Here is a 24,144-nt window from a genome sequence, read left to right as displayed (position 1 = left end):
TATTGGTTCACGTTAGCACAACTTGAAGCGGTGCTTGCCAATCTAAATGCAACCGGGAGTGAGCATTGCCGCTATTAATGGCAATTTCTACCCAGCCGTGACTGCCAACTAAAGCTAGTATCTCTCCCACCTTGACATCACTGTAAGTTTCACAGCCGGGTATATTCAACCCAGCAGCTTGCACATACCAAGTTTTGCCTTGTACATAACTCGCTGGAATGTTGCTCACTAGGTTGCCAAAGTGGTCAATATATTGAATGCAACCCACTACACCATTGCTTGTCTGCTTACACTCGCCTATATCCAGTTTGACTAAACTTGCTGGATCAATTTCTTGTCCTAGCTGTTTCAAGGGGACACCACTAGCAAGATTAGCTGCCACTGGTGCAAAAATATCTCTACCGTGAAAAGTGTTGCTTGGTTGAGGAGTTCGCCAATAGTTAAGATTTGTAAGTTCAACGGCTGCGTAGGCGTAGCCCGTCGTAGACATCGCCGGACTTTGACTAAGTACGCCGCTAAAGATACCATTATCTGGGCCGACTAGAAACCCTTGAGCAAATTCTACTGCGATCGCTCGTCGCTTACTTCCCACCCCTGGATCTACTACTGCCAGATGCACTGTCCCAACTGGGAAATATGGATAAGCATTCATCAGGCAAAATCTGGCTGCGGCGATGTCTTGCGGTGGAATTTGGTGCGTTAAGTCTATCACCCTCAGCCTGGGATTGGCTTGGGCTATGACTCCCTTCATTACGCCTATATAGATATCGCGATCGCCAAAATCGCTTAGAAAAGTCATAAGTCGTTGTTGATCTATCTGCTTCTCAGACATCTTTTTGTTAAAATCTACATTAAGTTATAAAATTCTGTAGCAACAGCTACAAAATGTGTGCTATGTTATGAATAGAAGACATAAAGTGAAAAATTAAAGAGGTAATCATTATGAATCAAGGTAGACTGCAAAGTGCAAGAAAAGCACAAGAAGTCCACAGAGAGAATATTCAAAAAAGCCTAGAGCATCGCTTGCAAGTAGCCAGAGCAAAGGGCGACGAACAACTGATTCGTCAACTTGAAGCTGAAATGAGATATTCCAGCTAAATCAAGTTTTCATTGTTCTTAGTTTGTTGTGTAACCCGCTGTAGCGGGTTTTTTTTGTTTTTAGAGGGTTTGCTTTCTATGGTAATTGCGCTCTTGGGGCTTTGTTGGGTTTCATTCTTCAAACGCCACTTGCTACCGTGCGAGAACACTAAGAGCGTAGCTTGCTTCCCCGTAGGGGTACAAGTCGGGAAACCGCAAGGGCGCAGCGGCTCCCCAACCTATACAGTTGAAGAGTTTTGACGTTGACTGAACCGTATTGGATCTTAAAGGATGTTTGAAAAGCCCTCCTGTCAGTATCAAAAGTTTTAGATCGCCTTCTAAATCCATCGATAAAAGGGGACTTTAATTCTAGTTCCCCCTTTTTAAGCTACGGTGTATTACGTTTGAGCTTTATTAATTTTTTGATTCTTATCTAATTTTGTTATTCCTCCAAAAACAATTAACCAAACTACTACTACAACCCAGTGGATTAAAACTATCACCCAGAAAGATCCTGTTAAGGTATATGCAACAGTACAGATAATTCCTAACCATAAAGTTAAAGTAAGAAAACCCCGATTAAAGAATGTGGGATTTCCAGCTTTAAAAAATGTTTTAGCATTCAATGGATGATACAAAACAAATAATACTAAACTAACTATTGCCCATAAGCTCCATCGTAACCAATTGGTGATTTCACTAGGATGAGGAAGCAAGATAACGCGAAAAATGAGTTCTTCGATAATCGCAGGTGCAAATAAACAACGCAACGTTAATAAGCATTGATCGATCCAATTTGCAGACCAAAGTTGGAGCTGTAAAAATCCTAATCTCCAGCCATAAGGTAGAGCGATAATACTATAGATTATCAGCAGTAAAACCAGAATTAACCAATCTTGCCGTGTAGGAATTACTAACGACGTTAGAAAACGATTTAAAATAATTGGAAGTGGTGCAATATTAGTAAAAGGAATCTTCATTTGCCCTAAAAAGACTGTTGGTGCAAGGGGTGTAATACTGGATTGCCAACCACCTACTTGATTGGTTCGCAATACTTGCAAAGTTGCACCATGTTTGAGAAATATCGCGGCGAGATCATCATGTACTTGTCTTGGCATGATTGTTCGCCACGTTGTCAAACCAGCCCAAATACTACCATCTTGAAATGGTTTCGTCGTTTTTCCTATTCCCGTGCCTGCGAGTACGCCTGCTTGACTCTGCCAATCAGCACGAACTATCCCCAAGGGTGCTAATTGTTGTTCTAAAGATTTATCTAATTCAACTAGCTGCTGAAAGCGTAATGTTTGCGGATGATTTGGATTAGTGCGTACCCAAGTTTGAATTTGAGAAGTTGTAGCAACTTGGTTTTTAATTGCCATTATCGCAGCATAAAGTGCTTGGCTTGAGTCTTGGACGCATGAGGTACCAGGTGATACCATTGCGCCACCAGTACCATCGCCAACGCGATAACGTGCCATCGTTACCTGTAATTGTTGCTGGAATTCCTCTAAAGGCGAAAGTTTAATCCCATCAAAATCATAATCTTGCGTTACAGGGTCGAATTTAATCAGAATATCTGATACTGGACGTGTTGCTAGCCAGCCACGTTGTAAATTACCCATATAATCAGCCCATGTATGCGTTCCGGCAATAATTCCATCAGGGTTATGGGCATAAATTTGATGGTATTTAGTCTCAAAGCGTAATTCGTTAGTAAACTCATCGCGGACAACTTCTGCAATTCCAAAAGCAAAATGTCCGGTAATAGTATTAGGTACTCCGATTGGTTCAGCTTTACGTCCGCCAATTCCACCGAATAGGTGTAGTAAAATCCCTTTATCGCCTTGTTGCCATTTTGATATAGATGTTTCTACAGGTTTTAACAAGACAGTATTGAATTTACCTTTTTCTCTCTCGCTATTTCGCCAATTTACCTCTTTGATAAAATTGAGCCCTAATTCCTCACCAGTAATAATTTGACGGGGTTGAATTTGAAACAGAGAACGAGGTGCAAGGGCACTTACTGTAAATACGGCATTTGCATCTTTAGCACCATAAATATACCAACCATCCTCACCCGCAGGTGATTTTTCGATTTCCTGCGAACTTGAAGGCGCAAAGTTTCTCGTATCTATTACTTGTTGGGGAATACGAATAGTTTCTTGAATGCCATCAAATTTATTTGAGTTAGAATTATAGTGCTGGACAGAAAAATAATAGCTATCTTGCTGATATTTTGTAGATAAAAGATTAAATCTAATCGGGTTAATTATTTTTACTAATCCATAAAATCTACCAGTTGCCAAAACAGGTTCATGTTCAATTTGCAAAATAGATTTTTCTCTATCTGCATTGATGATTGTATTTGAATTTAAAGCAACAATTACATCATCTTGAGGATTTGCACCAGCCAATGAACGTAAAATACCTACCTGTCTAACTGCATTTAGTCGAAAAGGATGAATATTCCCTTGTTCTTGACTTTTAATGACTTCTGAAGTGAAATTTATATCTCGTGTTACAGCTTTAACTTTAGCAAGCAAATCTTCATTATTTTTCCACTCCAGACGCACAATCTTTCCTAGCAAATTTTGTGCTGTGGGTGGTGCATATTGCACTTCCATCCATACCCAATCTAAACCATCTTGTAATTGCTGTTTTGTTGGTAAGATTAACCTTCCTACCCAGTTACCAATGGGTTTATAAAGTTTTGCAGATGGAATTTCTGCAATTGGATAAAAACTAGATTGATTAAAATTTTGTCGAGTATGTATCGCGTAATTATTTTCTTGTTGTACTAACTGGGGTTCTCTTGCGGAGAGTTTTTGCGACACCATTACTACTATAAAGACTAGTAGTAAAAATATCGGAAACACTAGCCTTATTTTTCGATTTAATCCACACCACATCATATATTATCAGCAACTAATATTATGCCTACTTGATTATTTATTCAAGATGATTAATATTAACCAATAAAACTTTTATTGAGTATCCTCATCAATTCAACAAGAATAGCAAGCTTTGATAATTGAATTTACTTTTTCTTTTTGAGACTGTTGTACAAGTCAACCTAGTGTTTTAAAGAGAATCAATGCATAATTGCAAATAGTTAGTGGGCAATCTAGCCCTTGCAAATTCACTCCTAAAATCTCTGGTTTTCTCTCTGCGCCCTCTGTAGCTCTGCGGTTTAAAAGTGATTTATTGAACCACAGAGGCGCAGAGAACACAGAGAGAAGAGGAATTATTGTCCGAAAATTTTACCCGCCTTGAAAAGGCTAGTGGCATTGCCCACCTTACCTAGACAATTATTTAGCTCATTAAGACTTTGGTTTATAAGTCGAAGCAACGTGCAATTCTTTCAACTGTTTAGCATCTACACTCGAAGGTGCATCTGTTAACAAACAACGCGCTTGTTGTGTCTTCGGAAAAGCAATAACATCTCGAATGGATTCTTCCCCAGCTAGCAACATTACCAAACGATCTAAACCGTAGGCAATGCCACCATGCGGCGGTGTACCATATTCAAATGCTTCTAAGAGAAAGCCAAATTTACTTTGTGCTTCTTCAGGAGATAAACCAATCGCTTCAAACACCTGCTGTTGAATTTCTCGCTGATAAATCCGTAGACTTCCGCCGCCAACTTCTACGCCGTTGAGTACCAAGTCGTAAGCTTGGGCGCGTGCGGTTTTTAAGTCGCTCAAATCATCGGGATGGGGTGCTGTGAATGGGTGGTGCAGTGCTTCTAGACGCTTTTCGTCAGCATTCCACTCAAACATCGGGAAATCTGTAATCCAGAGTAAGTTGATTTTATCTGGATCGATTAAGTTAAATTCTCTAGCGATCGCTTGCCGTAATCTATCTAAAGTTTTATTAACTGTAGCAGCTTCCCCTGCCCCAAACAAGAGCAAATGTCCAGCTTTGGCACCTGTGCGGCGCAAAATTTCTTGTTTTTGTTCTTCGCTCAAGTTGTCTTTAATCGCGCCAATGGTGTCAATTTCGCCATCATCCCTGACGCGGATATAAGCTAAACCTTTAGCACCGGCTTCGCTGGCTTCTTTAAATAAGTCGCCGCCTGGTTTAATGCGGACATTAGAAATGACATCGTTACCGTTAGGAATGGGGAGGATTTTGACGATACCGCCATTAGTAACAGTGTCCCGAAATACTTTGAAACCAGAGTCTTTGACAATATCTGAGACATCAACTAATTCCAAACCATAGCGGGTATCTGGTTTATCACTGCCGTAACGTTCCATACCCTCTGCATAAGTGAGGCGGAGGAAAGGACGCTGTAACTCAATACCTTTAACTGTTTTGAAGATATGACAAACTAAGCTTTCGTTTAGTTCGATAATTTCTTCTTGGGACATGAAGCTCATTTCCATGTCCAACTGGGTAAATTCTGGTTGTCTGTCGGCGCGTAAATCTTCATCACGAAAGCAACGGGCAATCTGATAATATCTATCCAAGCCGGATACCATCAGCAATTGTTTAAATAGCTGGGGTGATTGCGGCAAAGCATACCACTCTCCAGGATTGACGCGACTGGGTAGAACATAATCCCGCGCCCCTTCTGGGGTAGAACGGGTAAGTATTGGGGTTTCGACTTCGATAAAACCTTCCAAATCTTCGAGATAACGACGCATGGCTTTAACAATTTGATGACGCAATTGCAAATTTTGCGCCATGCGTTCGCGTCGCAAATCCAAATAACGATATTTCAGCCGCAAGTCTTCCCGCACTGTCTCGGTGTCAGCTACGGAAACTTGGAAAGGCAACTGTTTGCCGACAGCATTGAGGAGTTTAATTTTATCAGCGTAGATTTCTACCTCGCCTGTGGGGATGCGGGTATTCAACGATTCTTCAGGACGTTGCGTTACTCTACCAGTGATTTCGACAACATATTCATTACGCAGGGCGTTGGCCTGTTCATAAGAATCTGGGGTGCGTTGCGGATCGCTGACGATTTGGACAATTCCAGAGCGATCGCGTAAATCTAAAAATACCACACCACCGTGATCGCGGCGACGGTCTACCCATCCGTAAAAGGTAACTGTTTCTCCAATATGTTCTTTTCGGAGTTCGCCGCAATAATGAGTTCGCATAAGTGTTAATTATTGTTTCCTGGGCTAGATTGGGAAGAAAATGTCAAAGCCTTCCCATTATCTAGCATCAATAGTAATTGTAGTAGTTCTGGTGCAATATAAAAATGAAATAATCTCACACTATATATATAAGAGAAGTCATAATACCGGAAGGCTGGGCTTTGCATACACGGCAAGGTGAAAAACTATGACACAGACGGCAGCAATTACCAGCTTAATGGATGCCTAGAGAGCCAGTCCAGTAGAAGTTATTGACATTCAAAATCAACTCTTCGCTATTTATGTAAGATTTCTCTTACCGTTTGAGGAGTCCAATTGAAATTAGCAGCTATTTTTTCCACGTACTAGCCATGTGCGTTTAGTCTAATGACCTCTGCTCGGTCTTTAACTTTCGGAGATGTTTTACTCACGCAACAACGCCCTTTTCAATTATAACTTGATGACCTTGATGAATAATGTTGACTTTTTTGCAAAATACCTTCAGGAAAGCGTCTATGCCGATTTTTGTATCCTGCCCTGCATCTACGCTGTTGGGAAATTTAAAATCGTAGTCATCAAAAACAATGAGACCTCCGATCTTGACAAGCCCCCAACCTAAAACAGCATCCATAAGGACATCACTTGCTAAGTGAGAGCCATCAATATAAAGCATATCGTAACTTTTAAGGGGGAGCGATCGCATCACATCTTGGGAATTACCAATAATTTTCGTTACTTTCTCTTGTACTCCTGTGTGGGAGATATTGAAATCAAATTTTTCCTCAACGGATTTTATGTAACTATCGTTATATTCAAGTTTGTGCTCAATGCTTCCCTCAAAGGTATCTATACACGTGATTCTTGAGGATTCATGAGTGAGGATGCGATCTAGTAACCAGCACGCAGACATGCCTTCCCAACTACCAATTTCTAGAATATTAATTTCAGGCTTATTAGCTAAGTGTATTAGATAATTTTCCCAGATTGGGAGATTTTGACTAAACCAATCATTTGTGAACTTATACCCTTTCACTTTTTTCCAGGCTTCACCCCGTGCAATAGCAGCATACCCGTAAAATCTATGGGCAGACTCAAAGTCAAAGGCTGCTTTGCATCTGATAGCTTCTGCTGTTAGCACCTCAACTATATCTAATGTCCAATTCTTAACTTTTTCTATGTCTGCTTTCTCTAGAATAGATCGCCAAATAGCCATAGCTTCTGATTCTTGTTTCTGAAGCAATAGTGCTAAACATAGATACCAATAATTAGACATTAAGTCAGGATCGGTTTCAATGCTTTTCTTATAGAAAGCTATTGCTTCACTATATTTATGTTGAGCTATATATTTAGCTCCCTTTGAATAATCCCTTTCTTCTAAATCCTTACTCATATTCTCTAATCTCATCTCCATTATATTTTATGAATTGTCGATATATTAAGAGTTTTAGACGCATTTATTCTGCTCTAAAATATTCAATATAAATTTTGTTGCCTTTTCAGAATGTTCTATTTCTCTAAATTTATTTTTCCATGCTTCTAATCGCTGCTTCAAGAAAAAATCATTTTCTATTCTCTCAATGGAATCCATGATGAGATTGGCAGATGTATTTTCAATATTACCAACTACGCCTAATTTATGATATTCTACTCTTTCTGCATTTTCTGGTTGATCGGAACTCACAGGAAATACTATCATTGGTACTCCAAAGAATATACATTCTTTAATAGTACGTACTCCTCCATGTATGATTGCTAGAGATGCTTTTTCGAGAAGTGCCAATTGTGGTGCCCTATTAACGATTATCGTATTTTCAGGGACATAGTGAAAGTCTTCAACATTAATATGATCGCTTGCTGATACGATTAATTGGTATTCCTTTTTGAGAGATACAGCATCAATTACATCCTGAAAAAATTGTTTAACTTTCTTTATGCCTAAAGTTTCAAAGGTTTCTCCTGTAGTTCCCAAAGAGCAATAAATTAGGACTCGATTATTATTCAGTTTTGACCAATCAAAAGATGGCTCTTCTCTTTGCAAATCTATAGAAGCTTCAGCATAGTAACATCCTTCTCTATAAGAGTTAGGAAAATCTAATTCCTCTGGGCATAAAAACAAGTGTGGTAATTTCAAAGGAAGATTGTTAGAAAAGTCTAACAATTCTAAAGGTATTTTACTCTTAATAGTTGCAAAGTTTCTGATAATATCTTCATCTAAACTTTTTCCAACCAACCAAAGCAAACTTCTTTTCAATGCTTCGCTAGCAGCTTTAAATTTATTATAAAATCTTTTCAGAAGCTGAACATTTAAAGTATTCTTTTTGTCTTGCAGGATTTTGTTTATTGGTGGTAATTCTGTAAACATATCTGTTAAATAAATAGTTGATATCTGGCAATCATAAGCTATAAATGCTATTATTGAAGCTTCAGAAGAGCAGGATGTACCTATCAATAGTAAATCAGTATCTGCTTTTTTTATTGCATTATGTATTTCTCTGTTTTCCCCTTTGTATAAGGAATAAATTAAAGAGCTTCTAAGTTTCCTGTATTTTCTGCACTCTAATGACAACCTTAATCCGCTAAAGTTTAGTCTATTATAGTCTTCTTGTTGGTAAAATCCTTTGGGAAACCATTTCTCTAAAATTGGTAAAAATGGAAAGCCATATTTAAAAACCTTTTCTTCTGAATCTAGCATTCCTAAATAAAATACTTTGTGTCCAAGTGATTTTAGTGTTTTTGCCAGCTTAATAGTGCTATTAAAATCGTTTTGTAAAAAGCTAACATAAAATACAATATTTGCCATGTTAAAAACTCCAGCGAAACTGTTTTTATTATCCTGAAAGATGATGCTTAACCAAAAGATATTGATGCACTACAATTTGACAATAGCCTGACATTTTAGCGGCAATTAGTTAGAGAACCTTGGTAATCATATTCACTTTCTTGAAAACGATTCAAAGTTCCTGTGATACTCAGCCACCGACTACTCTGCACCGACATCATAATCTGGCAAGATGATTTCTACGTCACGCAACACACGAAAGGCATATCCACCTAAGCCAATCGCTAACATACATAGGGAAGAAATGACATACAGGAGTGCTATGCCTGCACCACCTCCTGTGCCAAATATCCAACCAAATATGGGGGCAAGACTACCATCAGGCTTCATTGCTGGTTCAAAAACACCATCAGCTAGTGGCCCAGCTATTAAGTTTGCTAAAACCGTACTAATCGGCATCACCATAGAACGCATTGCAAAAACACGTCCCTGTAACTCAGGTTTTATCTTGCTTAACCATATAGCGTCATCGGCACTGCCCATTATTGGAAAATTGAGAGCTGAACAGAATTGGGCAGGAAACCAAATTAACGGTACTCTCCCTAGACCAAACACTGTTTGGCTCAAACCAGCACCAGCCATACCTAGCAACACTGCATGTATTCGGGGCTGCAAATTACCCCTAATGCCCACGAGCAACGCCCCAATAATGCCACCTAACCCTGCTGTCGAAAATATAACACCTAATACTTTACTATCATTACCAGTGCGTGTCAGAATTAGGGGAGTAACAAGTGATTCGCCAAATTCATAGGCAAAAACGAAGAGCAACACTAATACTAGCATCGCAAGCAGTCCGGGGCGTACAGCAACATAGCGCCAGCCAAAATAGAGATCCTGCTTCAGGTTTTTGCTATCACGCGTACCCGCTTTTGTAATCTTAGGTTGCGGTATATGTACTAGCAGCAATGTAAGTAAAGCGATCGCAAAAGTAGTGATATCAATAATTAAGATGCCAACAAGACCAATGACTACATAGAGGGCACCTGCTAACGCTGGTGCAATGATATTAGAACTAGAGGTTGCCAGGAAACTGATGCTGCTAGCGCGACTGTACTGCTGCTTTGGCACCATCATTGATACTGATGCCGAGAATGCCAGTTTTTGAAATTGCTGAAAAGTTCCTTTGACACCTACAGCCAAATATAAATGCCATAATTGCAAATCATGAGTTATGTAAAGTAGTAAGACAGTTATGGTCAACAGCCCGCTTACTGTGTCACCAACCATCATTAAATATTTACGGTTCCAGCGATCTACAATCACCCCAGCTATGGGAATAATAAAAATTTGCGGCACTTGTGCAAATAAAGCAAACAAGGCTAAAGACGTAGCTTGACCTGTGAGTTCCCACACCCAAATAGTGAAAGCAAATCCGGTCATGTTACTGCCAACGATGGAAACTATTTGACTAAGCCAAACAATAATAAGAGTACGCACTTGTATCAAGTTTAGATTATAAATTTGCGGTGATTAACTATCAGTTAATTTCAAAGCTTCTTTGATTGTTCTAAGATAGGAAATTTTCTACTAGTAGCCTGTCAGATTAATTTTGATTGATAAGAGAACGAACCTCATACTCCTAGGTCAAAGCAAGCTAGCAAGAGCGTCTCGCAGAGAAGTTAAGAGTTAGAAAAGAGAAATTTAAAACTGATTTACCTATCAAAATTTTTGTGACAGATCGTTAGTAGTCTGTCAGCTTTGAATCGAGGAGTAAACAATTCTGTAGTAAGGACTTTAGTCCATGTTTCTAAGCATGCTTTGTGCTTGCTACAAACTTTTCATTACTACCTTGACAGACTACTAGTGCAGGAAAGCGGAAATAACTATCTAGTTCAAAAAGCTTACTGTACGAACTTTATTTTATTCTGCCTTCTTGCACTAGATTTTGCCCGATAGCGATACCGCCACATTACACAACCAGCTATAAGGAGAGGTTAGGGTTGGGTCAAAACTCTACAGAAATGGTTCCCTGTAAAGTAAATGGTGCTTGTGGGAAGACGAGGTAGTCGTTTGATTCGTAATATTTAATATTGAAGATATTTTTAAAGTTGAGCGCAGCCCTCCAATTATCGCGTTTATAAGAGATAGAAGCGTCAGTTCTGACATAAGAGGGAAGGGTTAATGGATCGTCGATGTTGGCAGTGCGATCGCCTACGAAAAATAGCCCTGCGCCAATTCCCAAACCTCTCAAGTCACCCTTTTGAATTTCATAGTTTGTCCACAAACTCGCCCCCTGAGTTGGCGCATTTGTCAAGCGGCGACCTTCGGGTAGATTGTTATCTTTGCTCACAAAGGCATCATTTAAATAGCCAGAAGCAATCACTTTCCAACCCGGTGAAATTTCCCCCGCAATATCCAGTTCAATTCCTCGGCTTTTCACTTCTCCAACTGCGATCAAGAATTGATCGTCATCAGGATCTGTAGTCGGAATGTTGGTTTTGGTGATGTCATAGACTGCGAGTGTGGCTGACAGTCGTTTATCAAAAAGTTCAGCTTTAATGCCTACTTCATACTGAGTCCCGCGCGAAGGCTCTAGCGGTTCTCCACTGGCAGTTCTAGAATTATTGGGGACAAAGGAACTACTGTAGCTGGCATAGAGCGAAATCGGTTCAATCGGTTGATAGACAATGCCAATGCGAGGTGAAAAAGCACTATCATAAAATTCAGTCGGCGCGGATTGACCATCGCCACTACTGTATTCCACAAAATCATATCTGCCGCCAGCTAGTAATTTGAGATTTGGGAGCAATGTCACCTGGTCTTGCAGGTAGATGCCAGTGGTGATGGTAGTTTGCTCGAAGAAACTATTGGGATCTGCTATGCGTGGTAAGCCATAGGCTGGATTGAAAATATCGAATGACCCCTCATAAACTCCACTGATACCCCGATCAGCCTGGTCTCTTTTGCGCCATTCCAACCCCAGCAGTAGTTGATGGGTAATGGAACCGGTTTTAAAGTCACCAATCAAATCCGTTTGCAATGCATAGTTGTCAGCGTTACTCGGGCCGCCAAAGTACGATCGGTCTGTTAACGTGCGACCGTCTGCGTCCAGTTCTCCGGGTTGAGTTACAAAACTGTCTTGCTTCTCAGAGAGGTAGAGAAAGCCGCTTCTGAGGCGTAGATTCTGATTAAACCGATGGTTTAGTGTTAAATTGAGGCGATGCTGCTCAATATCTTGAAAATCGTCAGTTTCTGCGATATTCAGATTTCTGGGCACCTGTAAAAAGGCAGAGAAAGGTTGAAAACCGCGATCGAACCCTAGTTTCGCGTTTAGATATTCATAGGCTAAGGTGATGTCGGTTGAGTCGCTAACTTGATAGGTGACAACGGGAGCGATAAAAACAATATCATTGTCAATGAAATCTCTGTAGCTACCGGAGTTTTCATAGGAAACATTCAAGCGATACAGTAATAGTTTGTCATTGCTAAGTGGCCCAGTCAAATCGATCGCACTTTTGTAGAAGTCGTAGCTTCCGGCAGTTAAATCGACTGCATAGTAAGGATTACTCAAGGGTTTCTTGGTGACATAATTCACGATTCCACCTGGCTCTGATGCCCCGTATAGTACCGAAGCAGGCCCCTTTAGCACCTCTACTTGTTCAATATTGCCGCCATCGATGAAGAAAGGCTGACTGGCAAATCCATCTCTTAAGAAACCACTAGAGAAGCCACGAACCCGAACATCTCCGATCAGGTTGCCGTAGCCAGATGCGATCGTTGTGCCTGAAACATTGCGAGTCGCATCCGTAATTCGTGTGATTCCTTGATCCCTGATCACCTGTTGGGGAATTACCTGAATTGACTGGGGAATATCACGTAAAGGTGTATCAGTTTTAGTTGCAGTTGATGCTTCTGGCACAGCATATCCATCTTGCTCACCTGTAACCACAAGTTCAATTGGTTCATCATTCTGTGCTGATGGTTGAGTTGGCTGTGTTTGTTGTGACCCCTCACTCTGTCCTGAAGGGGTAGGGTTTTGCGTTTGAGGCTGTTGCTGCGGCTGTTGTGCAGAAGATGCAGAACTAGCTACAGAGAAGATAATACCCTCATCCGGACTGTCAAATAACTCAACAATGGGTACACCCGCCTCACCCGTCACACTTACCCGAATAGTCTGAGCATCAAAGTTTGTTACCGTTATTTCGCTAACACCTGCAATTGGTCTAGTAGAGCGAAATGTAAAAGCGTCACCGTTCGGTAAACGCAGTTGGGCATTGGGAATATCAGTGATGAAGTTATTGCCCGAACTGCGATTCACTACTTGCAATTCTTGTCCTTTCGAGGTTTGTAAAATCACCTCTAAACCCTTATCGGTGGGGTTTGCTTTCACTGAGGTAACTTGTACAACTTCACTCTCCTGTTTCTCTTTTTGGTCAGGAGGGTTCTGTTGTTCTATCTGAGCTAACCATTCTTTGACTGTTCTTGTGGAACGGTTTAGTTCCTGTAGACGAGAAATTTCAGTTACTTCCTTTGCCTGAGTTGGTTGTATAATCACAACAATAAAAAAACAGGAAATAAACAGCGATCGCAACAGTTTCATCACTCCACACACCTAATAGTACTTCTTAAAACAAAGCCGATTATTTGAGAATTATTTTATATAACTCTGTTTATGAGAATAATCATCTTTCTGCTTGGGTTTGCGATACCACCACATTACAAAGCCAGTAATAAATAGAATTAACGGAGACAGACCAAAGAAGACATAGATAATGCGAGTGGGTAAGCCGCCGAAGGTGCCGTAGTGCAGTGGCTCGAAGGAATTGAGAATCTTGTCGCCTAACGATGCCTTTAATGAATTATCAACTCGTAAAATCTGACCACTGTATTGATCCAGATAGACATTGCTCTTACCGTATTCCTCCACCTCTTGGGGCAGCTTCATCCGCAATCGCAGAGGCGCTTTCGGATCTGTCGTTAAGTCAATGCTCCGCAATGCTCCGTCCGGTAGGGCAAGTTGAGCCGTTTTTATCTGCTGGCTCAGAGGTAGGGGAGATTGACCTGCTAACGGCACAGAGACAAGCTCAGGAAGCGAAGGACTCAAGGTAATGGCACGAATCAGAGGGTCAACATAGCCCAAATTCCAGGCAAATCCAGTGAAAAATGTGAACAGTAAAAATATGGCGGTAGTAATACCAGATACCTTGTGCAGATCGAAGTTAAACCGCTTGGGGTGGGCATCCCACTTAATTTTGAAACCTGCTATCAGCTTGCGCCAACCGGGCCACAAGATAATTCCCAAGATCACAACGATGCTCGTCACTAAACCCACGATACCAACAATCTGTAAACCCAGATCGCCCAATTTCAAAGAGGTATGGAGTTCATAAACAAATTGGAGAAAGCCCTGTATGGCATTGGGATCCAGACTGTTGCCCAGAATTGCCCCCGTATAAGGGTTGACGTAGACTTCTACCCAATCATTGCCCTGAATTGAGATGACGACATTAAAGAAATCGTCCAGTTTAGTAGGGAAATAAACCCTTTGCAATGCCATTTCCGGCAGCTTGCTATAGGCAGCTTTGACAATATCCAGAACGACTTCCAGTGATAAGCGATCGCCTTTGGGCAAAATAGCACCAAACTGTTGATGCAGTTGAAACTCGTTGATTTCGTGCTGGAAAACGATCAAGCTGCCAGTTAAGCTAAGTGGGATGGCAATTAATCCGATCGCAAAACCCAGGATGCGATGCAGAATAAAGGTCAAATGACGGAGCTTTTTCGCAGGCATGGTAGAGACTACTTGAGCAAAAACAACAGTATATTAATCAGCAGAAACCAAGGTGATAAAAACCACATGGTTACTGAATCTGATAATCGTAAACTTGCACGATTTCTTGGGAACGCGTGTTTATTGTATTGGCGACTGCACTAATGATAATTAGTCGCTCTTGGCTGGATTCTCTATCTCACTTACTTGCCGAATTTGTTGGATTGGTTCAACAGTCTGCTCTTTGGTAATCAGGCGTATTTGCTGAATAAAGCCTTTGTTAGCGTCGGTGGACACTATACTCTTATGAACTAGAAGTGATGATATTTGCTCACTTCTAGTAGGTTCTGTCATCAACACCACGATCGCACCTGTCAGCCATAGACCGAGAACAAACTGTTTAGACTTCATTATTGTTTTCTGACTCCGTTACACCACTCAATATCTAGTTGACAGATACTAGCATTTAAAGAGTATTGAAATCTATTTGCATTAAAAAAGCAAGCTTAATAAAATAAAAACAAATAATAATTTACACCATCGAAGAAAAATTTCAACAATACTACTGCTCTTAGCTAGTAACAATTAACACAAGATTTTTATAGTATCAAGTCGATATTCTGATATCTTGTACCTAATGGGATAAACCAAGACTAAGCTAGAAGTAGAGCGATTGAGTTACATTAATTTTTTGGACTTGTCTTGATAAAGCAAGAGTTTTAGGACTATTACTGAGTAATTAAAATATGTAGCATTTAGGGTCGTATATCAGTATTAAGAAAGACCTTATCGTACACGCTCATTTGTATTTACCATGAGATACAAAGAAGTTTATCGAATAGTAGCAGCTAATTTATTAACTCTTACTGATAAGTATTCTCTATTACTCTAAAGTTGCTAAAGGCAGTAAAGTTGCTATATAGTGCTAGTGCTAATTAAAAATAACTGTCAATATACCTGAGCCAAAATTTTAGGTGACTGACCAAAAAGGAGGGCACTTGAAGCTGGGTCGGTTACGAAAGCAAGGGGAGAAAACTCTCTGTAGGCGATCGCAGAGCAACTAAATTTATTTATGGAAAAAGGAAAAAAGATTTGCACCGAGATTGGTTGCAACAAGCTTTCTTGATGTCTTTTTACCGAGCCGCCTAGATTTATCAATGGGGTTTTCCCCTGCTCCGATCTGGTTTCCCCGATTCCACCATTGTTTACGTGCATCTGATTGCTTGAGGCGGAAAATGTCTTTAATTCTCAATATATTTCCCCAAATTTCCCATCAGTGTACGACAGTCGTCGATATTCTGCGCGATCGCAGTTCGACACAGCCGCACACACAAGCATTCACCTTCCTCGAAGATGGAGAAACTCAGGAATCAACGCTAACTTACTATGAGCTGGATCGTCGCAGTCGGGCTATAGCATCTCAACTCCAAGCCCTTGGTTTAAGTGGGGAACGTGCTATATTGCTCTATCCTCCGGGATTGGATTACTTAACAGCATTTTTCGGTTGCTTATATGCTGGAGTCGTGGCAGTTCCGGCTTACCCGCCGCGCAATCAACGTAATACGCCCAGAATTCAGGCAATTATCGCAGATGCACAAGCAGCAATTATTTTAACGACAACAACGCTCCTCCCTAACGTCAAGTCTTTACTGACAAAACACACAGACCAGGGAAGTTTATGTTGGCTGACAACTGACAACCTGGCACAAGGCATAGAAGATTCTTGGCAACAACCTGAAATTGACGCGCAGATATTAGCGTTTCTGCAATATACATCTGGTTCTACAGGCACTCCTAAAGGTGTCATGCTTAGTCATGGCAACCTACTACATAATGCTGCCGTGACTTACCAAATCATGGAACATTCGCCTGAGAGTCAGTTTGTCTCTTGGCTACCCGTTTACCATGACATGGGATTGATTGGTGGAATACTGCAACCATTATATGGAGGGTTTCCTTGCGTCTTAATGTCTCCCACCTCATTTTTACAACGTCCATATCGATGGTTGCAGGCAATTTCTCAATATCGTGGTACAACTAGTGGTGGTCCCAACTTTGCCTACGAGTTGTGTATTCAGAGGATTACTCCTGAGCAAAAGTCTACTCTTGACTTAAGTAGTTGGAGCGTCGCCTTCAACGGCGCTGAACCCATCAGATCGGAGACTCTAGAGCGATTTTCAGCCACTTTTGCTGAGTGTGGTTTTCGTCCAGAAGGGTTCTATCCTTGTTATGGTATGGCGGAAGCAACTCTGATGGTTTCGGGTGGGATCAAGAAAGCTTTACCTCCTTGCAAAACAGTTGCAAAATCTGCATTGGAAAGGCATCAAGTCATTGAAGCAGCCACTAGTGAAGATATCCAGACCTTTGTCAGTTGCGGTCAAAGTGTACCACAACAGCAAATTGTCATTGCACACCCAGAGACTCTTAAGCCTTGTCAACCCGACGAAGTAGGCGAAATCTGGGTATCAGGGCCCAGTATTGGTCAAGGTTATTGGAACCGTCCTGATGAGACAAAGCAAACATTCCACGCCTCCCTCAAAGGCCCAGATTCTAGGCTATTTTTACGCACAGGTGACTTAGGTTTTTTGGACAAGGGAGAACTATTTATCACAGGTCGAGCCAAAGATTTAATCATTATCCGTGGTCGCAACCTTTATCCGCAAGACTTAGAGTTGACTGTGGAACGTAGTCATTCATCATTGCGTTCAGGCAGTGGTGCAGCTTTCTCAGTTGAGGCAGAGAATGAAGAACGCTTAGTTGTAGTGCAAGAGTTGGAGTTTCGCGCCAAACCAAATATTGAAGAAGTCATTGCAGCAATTCGTCAAGCTGTGGCTGAGGAGTATGAGATACAAGTATACGCAGTGGTGCTGATTAAACCAGGCACTATTCCCAAAACCTCTAGTGGCAAGATTCAACGCCGTGCCACAAAAGCCGATTTTCTGGCGAACAAGCTGGAAGTCGTTGGTAGCAGTATTCAGAAAACTATTAATATTGATGGAAACGAAAATAGGTTACAGCGTGAAGCTCTTTTAGCCCTCACCCCGCGCAAGCAACAGCCCCTGTTAGAGTCATATCTTCAAAAACAGATAGCACGGGTATTTGCAATTCCACTGCATGAAATCAACCTTCAACAGCCACTAACCCCTTTAGGACTCGATTCTTTAAGAGTTATTGAGTTAAAAAACAGGATTGAGGATGATCTAGAAGTTAGTGTACCCATAGCAGACTTTTTTGAAGGTATTAACATCACTGAGCTAGCGACAAAGATACTTGCTAAACTGACAACGGCAGCTTGTATACCATCAGTAACCCTTACCCAAAACCGAAAAACCACAGACTTTCACCCTCTATCTTTTGCTCAACAGCGACTGTGGTTTCTTGACCAATTGCAACCAGGCAACCCTTTCTACAATATTTCTGTTGTAATGCACTTCCAAGGTGTACTCAACATAGCGGCACTAGAGCAAAGCTTCAATGAAATCGTCCGACGACATGAAGCCTTGCGAACGGTGTTTACTACTGTAGATAGGAAGCCAATGCAGGTGATTTGTCCAGATTTCACCTTAACCTTGCCTATGGTAAATCTGCGGGATATCCCTGAAATTCACCGTGCAGCCGAGGTGCATTGGCTAGCCACTCAGGAAGCTCGGCAGCCTTTTGATTTGACTCAGGGATCATTGCTACGAGTGACTCTTCTAGAGTGCAGCGAACAAGAACATATCATGTTGTTGACAATGCACCATATTGTCTCTGACGGCTGGTCTATGGGAGTCCTCTTTCGGGAACTGACAATACTCTATGAAGTTTATTCTAAGGGACAGCTCACGCCTTTACCTGAGTTGCCCATTCAGTATGCAGATTATACAATCTGGCAACGCCAGTGGCTAGAAGGGGAAGTATTGGAGTCGCAACTAACTTACTGGAAAAAACAACTGAACAATCTTCCGATACTACAACTGCCTACTGACCATCCCCGACCAGTAGTTCAAACTTTTCAAGGTAGACGACAATCTCTAGTGCTGTCTAAGTCCTTGACGGATGCTCTCAAGGTGTTGAGTCAGCAGCAGGAAGTGACGCTATTTATGACATTGCTAGCAACATTCAAAATGCTGCTGCATTGGTACACAGAGCAGGAAGAAATTGTGGTCGGTACAGATATTGCGAACCGCAATCAAGCGAAGACTGAATTACTAATCGGGTTTTTTATCAACCAACTGGTATTACGTATTAACCTGTCCGGGAACCCCACTTTTGAGGAGTTATTAGAGCGAGTGCGCGAGGTAACTATAGGAGCTTACACCCATCAGGAGATGCCCTTTGACAAGCTAGTGGAGGTATTGAACCCACAACGGACTTTGAGCAGTACGCCTCTATTTCAAGTCAAGCTGGTGCTGCAAAATGTACCGATGCCGCCTTTAGCACTTTCGGGTTTAACTGCGAGTGTCACGGAGGTTGAGAGTCAGACTGCAAAGTATGACTTACTGCTGAATCTGACGGAGATAGAGCAAGGTTTAATGGGTTGGATGGAGTACAGCACAGATTTGTTTGAGGCTGTTACTATCACACGGTTGTTGTCACATTTTCAAACACTTTTGCATACCGTTGTAGTTCAACCCAAAATCAGGTTGAATGCCCTCAAAGAAATTTTAGTTACAGCAGACAGAGAAAAACAAATTGCCAAAGAACGAGAAATTAAAGAAGCTAGTGTTCATAAATTTAAGAATGTGAAGCGGAAAGCGATTGAAGAAGAGTTGGCATTAGAGAAAAATTGAATTTCGAAAGGTTGAGGTTAATGAGTTATTTTTTTAGGGAAAACAAAGTTTTTATAGCAGTCGTATTTCAGTTTTGAAAATGATTTTTATTGATAACGAACCACAGAGGCGCAGAGAGCACGGAGAAAGAAAAGAGAGGATTGTTGTATGGGATTTTTGGATATTTTTTAATTTGGAAGCTCCTAAAGTTTTCTAGTTCAGACAAACGTTTAAGATTTCAGTTATGTCAATGGTTTGTAAGAAAGTGACATATCCTGTCAATTTTTTGATCTAATCAAGCTAATTAGTTGTAGTGTGAATTCCCAGCAGTCAGTAATTATGAAAAAATCTCCATCCGACAAGCTTGAGATCAAAAAGTTGCCAAGCCTAAAGCGGCAAGCTATGAGCTTGTCCCAACAAGGATTAATCAAAACAGAATTTATTCAGGCTGGAAAGTTTTTACCTTTAATAGTCAAGCCTGCTGTTGAAGGAGTCAATCTCGCAGTTTGGGCTACACGCAATCGGTCTTTTATCGAAACAGAATTGCTGAAATATGGAGGAATACTTTTTCGGAACTTTAAGATAAATGGAGTAGCTGAGTTTGAGGAGTTCATCGGATCTGTGTCGGGGGAGTTACTAGAGTATCGAGAACGTTCTTCGCCCCGCAGTCACGTAAATGGTAATATTTATACATCAACTGATTACCCTGCTAGCCAAAGTATTTTTCTACACAACGAAAATTCTTACCAGCATACATGGCCTTTAAAAATATTCTTTTTTTGCATCACAGCGCCGCAGCAGGGAGGAGAAACACCAATTGCCGATGTGAGAAAAGTTTTCCAGCAGATCAACCCAAAAATTAGAGAACTATTTATCCAAAAGCAGGTGATGTATGTTCGCAACTTTGGTAACGGATTTGGTCTTCCCTGGCAAACAGTTTTTCAAACTACGAGCAAGCTAGAAGTCGAAGAATACTGTCGCAAAAATGGTATTGAGACTGAATGGAAAGACAGTGATTTCTTGAGAACGAAACAGGTTCGTCAGGCTGTTACAAAACATCCAATAACTAATGAAATACTCTGGTTTAATCACGCTGCTTTTTTTCACGTATCCAGCTTAGAATCAACGATGCGTGAGTCTCTTTTAGCAGAGTTTAGAGAGTCAGACCTTCCCCAAAATACCTATTATGGTGATGGTTCGACCATTGAATCTTCTGTGTTAGATGAAATTCGCTCTTGCTATCAACAAGAAACGCTTACTTTCCCTTGGCAGGAGGGAGATATTTTAATGCTAGACAATATGCTAGTGGCTCATGGACGTGCGCCATTTGTAGGTTGTCGAAAAATTGTGGTGGGAATGGCTGAACCCTATATTCATAGAGCCATTTAGGGCAAAAAATACAGGCTAGAAATATGCAAAAGAAAGTTATCAAAGGTTTTCGACTTTCACCACAGCAGAAGCATCTATGGTTGTTACAACAAGGGCAGGCAACGCTACCTTATCGCGCTCAGTGTGCTATCCAAATTGAGGGAAATTTCAACAGAAAAATTTTCGAGACGGTTTTAGGAAATCTCTTAAATCGACATGAAATTTTGCGTACTACTTTTCGTTGTTTGCCGGGTATGGATATTCCCCTGCAAATTATTAGCGATCCCCTACCTGTAGGAATTGTTGGTAGAGGAAGCGATCGCATATTTCCATCAATTCACGAGCATAATTTTAGGGAGCTGACTCCGCAAGCACAAGAAGGTAAAATTGAGGCACTTTTTCAGGAAGTAAGTCAGCTAGCTGCCGATTTTGAGCAAGATTCACTTTTGCATCTGGCTTTGGTTGAATTGTCCGATGATAGATATACATTGCTGATCGGTTTGCCTGCTGTCTATGCGGATGCCGGAACGCTGAAAAATTTAGTGCGTGAAATCAGTGTTTCTTATGCAGCTTGCTTAGATGGCGAACAGCTATTTGATGAACCGATGCAGTATGCTGATATATCGGAAATTCTCAATGACTTACTTGAGTCAGAAGAGACAAAAGCTGGAAGAGAGTATTGGTGTCAGCAAGATTTTACCGATCTTTTTACTTTAAAGCTCACAAGCGAAAACCAGCCTCCGATTGAACCAGGATTCTCACCTCAGTTTCTTGCCGATGCGATCGCTGATGAGTTAGCAGCAGAGATTAAAGCGATCGCCCAGAAGTATGAAACTACCACAGAAGTCGTTTTACTAACTTGCTTTGCAATTTTCCTCTGGCGACTCACACAACAGTCAAGGATTATGATTGGTACTGTCTGTGATGGTCGAAACTATGAGGGATTAGAGTCAGCTTTCGGGCTATTTGCAAAATATTTACCGCTTGTTTGTCATCTGGAAGAAAACTGGACATTTAGCGAGATTTTGCAGCAAGTTAACGAACTTAGCCATCAGAATGCTCAATGGCAGGAGTATTTTACCCAAGAACAGACTGGGGAAGCTACTTCCTTCTTCCCCTTTTGTTTCGAGTTTGAACACAGACAAGCAAAGTATTCTGTAGACAATAATTTATCACTTTCCGTTTATCAGCAGTCCGCATATATTGACAGATTTAAAGTAAAACTCTCTTGTCTGTGTAGGGAAGACTCTTTGGGTTACGAATTTCACTATGATGCCAATTTATTCCCAACTGAGGATATCAAACGTTTGGCGGGACAATTTCAGACTTTGTTAGAAAGCGTCGCCAATAATCCGGAAGCCGTAATTAGTCGCTTAGAGATTCTGAGCGATCGCCACCGGCAGCAATTGCTGATTGAGTTCAACAATACAAAAACCATTTATCCAAATGACAAGTGTATCCACCATCTATTCCAAGAACAAGTAGAGCGAACTCCAGATAACATTGCCGTGATATCTGGGAAGGAGCGACTAACCTATGGTTCGCTCAACGCCAGAGCAAATCAACTCGCCTACTACCTCCAGCGACTGGGAGTTGGGCCAGATGTACTAGTGGGGATTTGTGTAGAGCGTTCCCCACTGATGATGGTTGTAGTATTGGGCATTCTCAAAGCTGGTGGAGCCTACGTACCGATTGAAGCAACCTATCCACTGGAACGACAAGCCTACATCATCGCGGATAGTAATGTACCGATACTATTGACTCAGCAGCATTTAGCAGCTAGCTTACCCACAAAGGGAACCAAAGTCATTTGCCTAGATACTAATTGGGAAGACATAGCCCAGGAAAATATAGCCAACCCGGTTAGTCAAACAACCCCTGAAAACTTGGCATACATTATCTATACCTCTGGTTCCACTGGCAAGCCCAAGGGAACATTGATTCCCCACCGAGGGCTAGTTAATTACCTAAGTTGGTGTACGCAAGCTTACACAGTCGAGCAAGGAACAGGGACGCTAGTTCACTCACCTTTAGGATTTGACCTCACAATTACAAGTCTATTTTCACCCTTACTAGTGGGTTCTCAAGTAAAGCTGCTGCCAGAAAACCAAGGCATCGAGATGCTTTACACTGCTCTTAGCCAAAGCTCTAATTTAAGCTTGGTCAAACTTACACCTGCTCATTTAGAGTTATTGGCTCAACAGTTCTCTCCTCAAGAAGCAGCAGGTCGGACGCGAGCTTTTATCATCGGGGGTGAAAATTTATTGGCGCAGAACATTGCTTTCTGGCAAAAGTATGCCCCTGACACCATACTAGTGAATGAATACGGGCCAACCGAAACCGTAGTTGGCTGTTGCATTTACCAGGTAAATAACAAACAGCAGTCAGGCTCAATTCCTATTGGTCATCCGATCGCCAACACCCAACTTTACGTGTTAGATCGACACTTGCAGCCAGTGCCAATTGGTCTTGTAGGCGAACTGCACATTGGCGGTCAAGGAATGGCACGAGGTTATCTGAATCTGCCTGAACTGACAGCCGAAAAGTTTATTCCCAATTCCTTCAGCAATGAACCAGGGGAGCGTTTGTACAAAACAGGCGACTTGGCTCGTTATCGTTGTGATGGGACTCTTGAGTTTCTGGGACGGATTGATAACCAAGTCAAGCTTCGAGGTTTCCGCATTGAACTAGGAGAAATTGAAGCGGCTCTTTTAGAGCATCCGGGTGTGCAAGAGTCTGTAGTTGTGGTGCATGAAGATGTCTCAGGCAACCAACGTTTAGTTGCATACATTGTTTTGAGGGCAGATTTATCCACTTCTATCAGCGAACTGAGTCAATTTCTCAAACCAAAGCTACCTGAGTATATGGTCCCCTCAGTTTATTTACAACTGGATGCATTGCCATTAACCTCTAATGGTAAAATAGATAGGAAATCCCTCTCGGTCGTGGAAAAGTTGCGACCAGAGTTGAAAGTTACTTATTTACCACCCACTACTGAGCTGGAACAAACAATTGCTGCTGTTTGGCAAGAGGTACTTCATCTAGAAAAGGTGGGTATTCATGACAACTTTTTTGACATAGGCGGTCATTCGTTGTTAATTGCTCAAGTTCATAGCCAACTCAAGGAACTGTTGGAGCAAGACTTATCAATTATTGAACTGCTTGAGCATCCAACTATAGATTCGTTGGCGAAATATTTAAATGAGGGAAAAGACGCACAGTTAGAAGTAGAGCAAGTTCGCGATCGCGCTTGGAAGCAAAAAGAGGTGATAAATCGCCAAAAACAACTTCGCACAAAGAGATAAAAAT

Annotated in this window: 13 protein-coding genes; 4 read left to right on the top strand and 9 right to left on the bottom strand. The window is 41.3% G+C overall.

Annotation, left to right across the window (positions count from 1 at the left end):
• Positions 1 to 7 precede the first annotated feature (7 nt).
• Positions 8 to 832, bottom strand: coding sequence for an SAM hydrolase/SAM-dependent halogenase family protein (locus NPUN_RS17505; protein WP_012409844.1), 825 nt, complete (start codon positions 830 to 832; stop codon positions 8 to 10).
• Positions 833 to 942: 110 nt separating this feature from the next.
• Between NPUN_RS17505 and pirA the strand changes: the two genes are divergently transcribed.
• Complete coding sequence (pirA, locus tag NPUN_RS42005; RefSeq protein ID WP_012409843.1) at positions 943 to 1,098, top strand: arginine synthesis PII-interacting regulator PirA; 156 nt, start codon at positions 943 to 945, stop codon at positions 1,096 to 1,098.
• A 377-nt stretch (positions 1,099 to 1,475) separates the two neighbouring features.
• Here the strand turns inward: pirA and NPUN_RS17500 are convergent, their stop codons facing one another.
• From NPUN_RS17500 to NPUN_RS17465, 8 genes are all read right to left on the bottom strand, one after another.
• The gene (locus tag NPUN_RS17500; protein WP_012409842.1) at positions 1,476 to 3,989 is read right to left on the bottom strand and encodes a CPBP family glutamic-type intramembrane protease; all 2,514 of its coding nucleotides are present in this window, start codon (positions 3,987 to 3,989) and stop codon (positions 1,476 to 1,478) included.
• Between the two features lie 408 nt (positions 3,990 to 4,397).
• Complete coding sequence (gene aspS / locus NPUN_RS17495) at positions 4,398 to 6,185, bottom strand: aspartate--tRNA ligase (protein WP_012409841.1); 1,788 nt, start codon at positions 6,183 to 6,185, stop codon at positions 4,398 to 4,400.
• Between the two features lie 406 nt (positions 6,186 to 6,591).
• The gene (locus NPUN_RS17490; RefSeq protein ID WP_148220339.1) at positions 6,592 to 7,554 is read right to left on the bottom strand and encodes a class I SAM-dependent methyltransferase; all 963 of its coding nucleotides are present in this window, start codon (positions 7,552 to 7,554) and stop codon (positions 6,592 to 6,594) included.
• A gap of 54 nt (positions 7,555 to 7,608) precedes the next feature.
• Positions 7,609 to 8,964: a nucleotide disphospho-sugar-binding domain-containing protein gene (locus NPUN_RS17485; protein WP_012409839.1), complete on the bottom strand. Its 1,356-nt coding sequence runs from the start codon at positions 8,962 to 8,964 to the stop codon at positions 7,609 to 7,611.
• Positions 8,965 to 9,144: 180 nt separating this feature from the next.
• Positions 9,145 to 10,443 (bottom strand): MFS transporter, encoded by a 1,299-nt coding sequence (locus tag NPUN_RS17480; protein ID WP_012409838.1) that lies wholly within the window; start codon positions 10,441 to 10,443, stop codon positions 9,145 to 9,147.
• A gap of 508 nt (positions 10,444 to 10,951) precedes the next feature.
• The gene (locus tag NPUN_RS17475) at positions 10,952 to 13,546 is read right to left on the bottom strand and encodes a TonB-dependent siderophore receptor (protein ID WP_012409837.1); all 2,595 of its coding nucleotides are present in this window, start codon (positions 13,544 to 13,546) and stop codon (positions 10,952 to 10,954) included.
• 51 nt (positions 13,547 to 13,597) lie between these two features.
• Positions 13,598 to 14,737: a PepSY-associated TM helix domain-containing protein gene (locus NPUN_RS17470; RefSeq protein WP_012409836.1), complete on the bottom strand. Its 1,140-nt coding sequence runs from the start codon at positions 14,735 to 14,737 to the stop codon at positions 13,598 to 13,600.
• Between the two features lie 150 nt (positions 14,738 to 14,887).
• Positions 14,888 to 15,127: a hypothetical protein gene (locus NPUN_RS17465; protein WP_041565485.1), complete on the bottom strand. Its 240-nt coding sequence runs from the start codon at positions 15,125 to 15,127 to the stop codon at positions 14,888 to 14,890.
• 824 nt (positions 15,128 to 15,951) lie between these two features.
• On the opposite strand from NPUN_RS17465, the gene NPUN_RS17455 reads away from it, so the two are divergent.
• From NPUN_RS17455 to NPUN_RS17445, 3 genes are all read left to right on the top strand, one after another.
• The gene (locus tag NPUN_RS17455; protein WP_012409835.1) at positions 15,952 to 19,488 is read left to right on the top strand and encodes a condensation domain-containing protein; all 3,537 of its coding nucleotides are present in this window, start codon (positions 15,952 to 15,954) and stop codon (positions 19,486 to 19,488) included.
• 318 nt (positions 19,489 to 19,806) lie between these two features.
• Positions 19,807 to 20,856: a TauD/TfdA family dioxygenase gene (locus NPUN_RS17450; RefSeq protein WP_012409834.1), complete on the top strand. Its 1,050-nt coding sequence runs from the start codon at positions 19,807 to 19,809 to the stop codon at positions 20,854 to 20,856.
• A gap of 23 nt (positions 20,857 to 20,879) precedes the next feature.
• Positions 20,880 to 24,140 (top strand): non-ribosomal peptide synthetase, encoded by a 3,261-nt coding sequence (locus NPUN_RS17445; protein ID WP_012409833.1) that lies wholly within the window; start codon positions 20,880 to 20,882, stop codon positions 24,138 to 24,140.
• The last annotated feature ends 4 nt before the right edge of the window (positions 24,141 to 24,144 follow it).

Origin of the sequence: Nostoc punctiforme PCC 73102 (genome assembly GCF_000020025.1) — a bacterium.
Classification (GTDB): Bacteria; Cyanobacteriota; Cyanobacteriia; order Cyanobacteriales; family Nostocaceae; genus Nostoc; species Nostoc punctiforme.
The sequence above is the reverse complement of the archived record's forward strand: the minus strand, read 5'-3'. Positions and strand labels throughout refer to the sequence as shown.

Excerpts from the sequence above, each read along its gene's own strand:
- NPUN_RS17505 (WP_012409844.1), bottom strand. The coding sequence starts at position 832 with ATGTCTGAGAAGCAGATAGATCAACAACGACTTATGACTTTTCTAAGC.
- pirA (WP_012409843.1), top strand. The coding sequence starts at position 943 with ATGAATCAAGGTAGACTGCAAAGTGCAAGAAAAGCACAAGAAGTCCAC.
- NPUN_RS17500 (WP_012409842.1), bottom strand. The coding sequence starts at position 3,989 with ATGATGTGGTGTGGATTAAATCGAAAAATAAGGCTAGTGTTTCCGATA.
- aspS (WP_012409841.1), bottom strand. The coding sequence starts at position 6,185 with ATGCGAACTCATTATTGCGGCGAACTCCGAAAAGAACATATTGGAGAA.
- NPUN_RS17490 (WP_148220339.1), bottom strand. The coding sequence starts at position 7,554 with ATGAGTAAGGATTTAGAAGAAAGGGATTATTCAAAGGGAGCTAAATAT.
- NPUN_RS17485 (WP_012409839.1), bottom strand. The coding sequence starts at position 8,964 with ATGGCAAATATTGTATTTTATGTTAGCTTTTTACAAAACGATTTTAAT.
- NPUN_RS17475 (WP_012409837.1), bottom strand. The coding sequence starts at position 13,546 with ATGAAACTGTTGCGATCGCTGTTTATTTCCTGTTTTTTTATTGTTGTG.
- NPUN_RS17470 (WP_012409836.1), bottom strand. The coding sequence starts at position 14,737 with ATGCCTGCGAAAAAGCTCCGTCATTTGACCTTTATTCTGCATCGCATC.
- NPUN_RS17465 (WP_041565485.1), bottom strand. The coding sequence starts at position 15,127 with ATGAAGTCTAAACAGTTTGTTCTCGGTCTATGGCTGACAGGTGCGATC.
- NPUN_RS17455 (WP_012409835.1), top strand. The coding sequence starts at position 15,952 with ATGTCTTTAATTCTCAATATATTTCCCCAAATTTCCCATCAGTGTACG.
- NPUN_RS17450 (WP_012409834.1), top strand. The coding sequence starts at position 19,807 with ATGAAAAAATCTCCATCCGACAAGCTTGAGATCAAAAAGTTGCCAAGC.
- NPUN_RS17445 (WP_012409833.1), top strand. The coding sequence starts at position 20,880 with ATGCAAAAGAAAGTTATCAAAGGTTTTCGACTTTCACCACAGCAGAAG.